Genomic DNA, 3,429 nt, shown 5'->3' on the forward strand with positions numbered 1-3,429 from the left:
GGTGTCGTGATCGGGGGGTGAGGGCGTGGCTGGGCGGTCGGTTTCGGGTGGGCCCCTGCGGGGGGGCGGGCCCTTCAACGTTCGGGTCTTGGTCAGTCGCCGTTGCCGAAGCCGGGGAACTGGGGGATCCCGGTCGTCGGGGAGCCCGTCGGGTTCGGGGTCGGCGAGGGCTGCTGCGCCACGTAGATGATCACCGTGTCGCCGGGCGCCACCGTGGCGTCCTGGCCAGGCGACTGGTCGTAGACGAAGCCCGTCGCGACCTGCTTGTCCGGCGGCGGCGTGCCCTCCTGCACCTTGCACTTCAGGCCGAGGCTCTCCAGCTTCGCGCAGGCGGCCCGCTTGCTGCTGTTGAACAGCGCCGGGACCTTCAGGTTGCTCGGGCCGTTGGAGATCACGACGGTCACCGTCGAGCGCGGCTTCACCTGCGTGCCCGCCGTCGGGTCGGTGCTGATCACGCTGAGCCGCGGGACGCTGTCGCTCGTCTGCACCGACTTCTCGACCTTGAAGCCCTTCTCCTCCAGCATGTTCTTGGCGACCCCGTACGGCTTGCCGGTCACGTCCGGGACCGCGACCTTCGGCACCGGCTTCGAGCCCTTGGAGATCAGCAGGACGACCGACGCGCCCTTGTCCAGGCTGGACCCCGGCTTCGGCGTCGAGGTGATCACCGAACCCTTGTCGACATCGTCGCTGTAGTCGGTCTGCGGCGTGCCGACCTTGAAGCCGAGCTTGGTGAGCTGCGCCGACGCGGTCTTCGCGTCCTGCCCGACGATCGACGTCGGGATGGCGATCTTGTCGTCGCCGCCCCCGCCGCCGCTCATCATCCAGCCGATCAGCGCCGCGCCGCCGATGAAGACCACGGCGAGCGCGATCCACAGCGCCGCCTTCTTCCCGGCGCCGCCGCGGTGCTCGAGATCCTCGTCATAGTGGACGGGCGGCAGGGTGTAGTCGTCCGCCGGCCGCTGCACCTGCGTGTGCGCGCCGCCGCCCGGGTAGCCGCCCATGACCTGCGTGCCCTGCGGCTGCCCGCCCATGAGCATGGTGGACGCCGCCGTCGACGCCACCGGCTGGCCCTGCAGGACCCGCTGGATCTCCTGCCGGAACTCCGTCGCGTTCTGGTAGCGGTGGTCCGGGTCCTTCGCCATCGCCTTCAGGACGATCGCGTCCGCCCACTGCGGGATGTTCGCGTCGACCTGCGACGGCGGGACCGGCTCCTCCCGGACGTGCTGGTAGGCGATCGCGACCGGCGAGTCGCCCGTGAACGGCGGGCGGCCGGTCAGCAGCTCGTACAGCACGCAGCCGGTGGAGTAGATGTCGCTGCGGGCGTCGACCCGCTTGGCCTGCGCCTGCTCCGGCGACAGGTACTGGGCCGTGCCGATCACCTGGGCGGTCTGCGTCATCGTGGCGGCCGAGTCCGCCATGGCCCGGGCGATGCCGAAGTCCATGACCTTGACCTCGTGCTGCCGGGTGAGCATCACGTTCGCCGGCTTGATGTCGCGGTGCACGATCCCGCCGCGGTGGCTGTAGTCCAGCGCGCGCAGGATCCCGTCGGTGATCTCCAGCGCCTTCTCGGGGAGCAGCGCGCGGTTCTCCCGCAGCAGGTCGCGCAGCGTGCTCCCGTCGACGTACTCCATCACGATGTAGGGGATCGGGGTGTCGCCGATCATGTCCTCGCCGGTGTCGTACACGGCGATGACGGAGGGATGGTTCAGCGACGCGGCCGACTGGGCCTCGCGCCGGAACCGGGCCTGGAACGTGGGGTCGCGCGCCAGGTCGGAGCGCAGGGTCTTGACCGCGACCACGCGATCCAGCCGCAGGTCACGGGCACGGTAGACCTCGGCCATGCCGCCGCGCCCGATCACCGTGTCGAGCTCGTAGCGGCCGCCGAGCAGCCGAGGTTGACTCATATGTGCACTTTCCCTCGTACGTCTACACCTTGTGGTCCGAACTTAGCTCCCCGCTCTGCGTGGGCGAGGGATCCGGGCTCGGAGTTGACGGAGTCGTGGTGCTCGCCGTCGGTGTCGGTGTTGGCTCAGGGGCGGTGGGAGTCGCCCGGGACGGTTTCGTGGTCGGCTTGTGCGAAGGAGACGCGTGGCGGCTCCGTGGCGTTGACGGACGGATCCTATGCGTCCGGTGCGGCCGGGTGACAGCCGGTGTGGGGGTCTGTGTCCGGTCCGCGGATGGTCTGCCGGGATCAGTGGCCGGAACGTCGACGCTGTCACCGCCGACCGGGCTCATCACGGGGGCCCGCGGCGCGTCCCGCCGGTCGCGGGCCGCACCCGACGCGCCCTTCCACAGCGAGCCGGCGACGATGGCTCCCACCACCAGCAGCACGGCGGCGACCGAGGTGAACGCCAGTACCGTGCGCCGTTGCGCGGTCACTGTCCCGGTGGTGAGGTTATCCTCCGCACCGTCTGCGTCAAATCCCGACAAAGCGGATGATCGCGAAGTCCGTTCCGGAGCGGGCCCCGTGCGCAGCGGCGCCGCCAGCGGATCGACGACCTCCGGGCGCCCCGCGGCGGCCCGGCCGTCCCGCGACCGGCGGCCCGTGCTCAGCGACCGGCGGATCGCGAGGGCCCGGTCCGCGACCGCCGTCGCCCCGTCCGGACGGTCCGCCGGGTCCTTCGCCAGCATCTCCATGATCAGCGCCCGGGCCGGCGCCGGCACCCGCGCCGGCAGCTCCGGCGGCGCGTCCCGCACGTGCTTGAGCGCCACCTCCACCGGCGTCCGCCCGTCGAACGGCGGCTCCCCGGCGAGGCACTCGTAGGCCACCACGCCCAGCGAGTACAGGTCCGCGGCCGTCGTGATCCCGCTCGCCGACGCCTGCTCCGGCGAGATGTAGTGCGCCGTCCCCATGACCATCCCGGTCGCGGTCTGCGACGCCGCCGCCAGCCGCCGGGCGATCCCGAAGTCGGTGATCTTCAGGGTGCCGTCCGGCGACACCATCAGGTTCGCCGGCTTGACGTCCCGGTGCACGATCCCCGCCTCGTGCGCCACCGCCAGGGCCCGGCCCGCCTGGACCAGCAGGTCCAGCACGGCCTCCACCGGCAGCCCGCCGTCGCGGACGAGGATCTCGTCCAGCGGCTCGCCCGGCACCAGCTCCATCACCAGGAACGTGCGGCCGTTCTGCTCGCCGTAGTCGAACGCCTGCGCGATCCCCGTGTGCTGCAGGCCCGCCGCGAACCGCGCCTCCGACTCGAACCGGGCCCGCGCCGACACGTCCCCGCCGAGCTCCAGCCGCAGCAGCTTCACCGCGACCGGACGGCCCAGCGACTCGTCCCGGGCCCGCCAGACCTCGCCCATCCCGCCGACGGCCAGCCGCTCCAGCAGCCGGTAACGGTCTTTCAGGACGAGGCCCGCGCTCACTTCTTCAACACCTGGCGCATGATCGCCGCGGCGATCGGGCCCGCGCCGGTCGCGCCGAAGCCGTCG

At 71.9% G+C, this 3,429-nt stretch carries 2 protein-coding genes; both read right to left on the bottom strand.

Going from position 1 to position 3,429, the window contains the following annotated elements; genetic code table 11:
• Nucleotides 1-92: 92 nt before the first annotated feature.
• Nucleotides 93-1,904, bottom strand: coding sequence for a Stk1 family PASTA domain-containing Ser/Thr kinase (pknB, locus tag AB0C78_RS50570; RefSeq protein ID WP_360762964.1), 1,812 nt, complete (start codon nucleotides 1,902-1,904; stop codon nucleotides 93-95).
• A gap of 22 nt (nucleotides 1,905-1,926) precedes the next feature.
• On the bottom strand, nucleotides 1,927-3,363 hold the full coding sequence (locus tag AB0C78_RS50575; RefSeq protein WP_360762967.1) for a protein kinase: 1,437 nt from the start codon (nucleotides 3,361-3,363) through the stop codon (nucleotides 1,927-1,929).
• Nucleotides 3,364-3,429 lie beyond the last annotated feature (66 nt).

This window comes from Actinomadura sp. NPDC048394, assembly GCF_040651755.1.
In the GTDB taxonomy this organism is placed as follows: Bacteria; Actinomycetota; Actinomycetes; order Streptosporangiales; family Streptosporangiaceae; genus Spirillospora; species Spirillospora montaniterrae.

Excerpts from the sequence above, each read along its gene's own strand:
- pknB (WP_360762964.1), bottom strand. The coding sequence starts at position 1,904 with ATGAGTCAACCTCGGCTGCTCGGCGGCCGCTACGAGCTCGACACGGTG.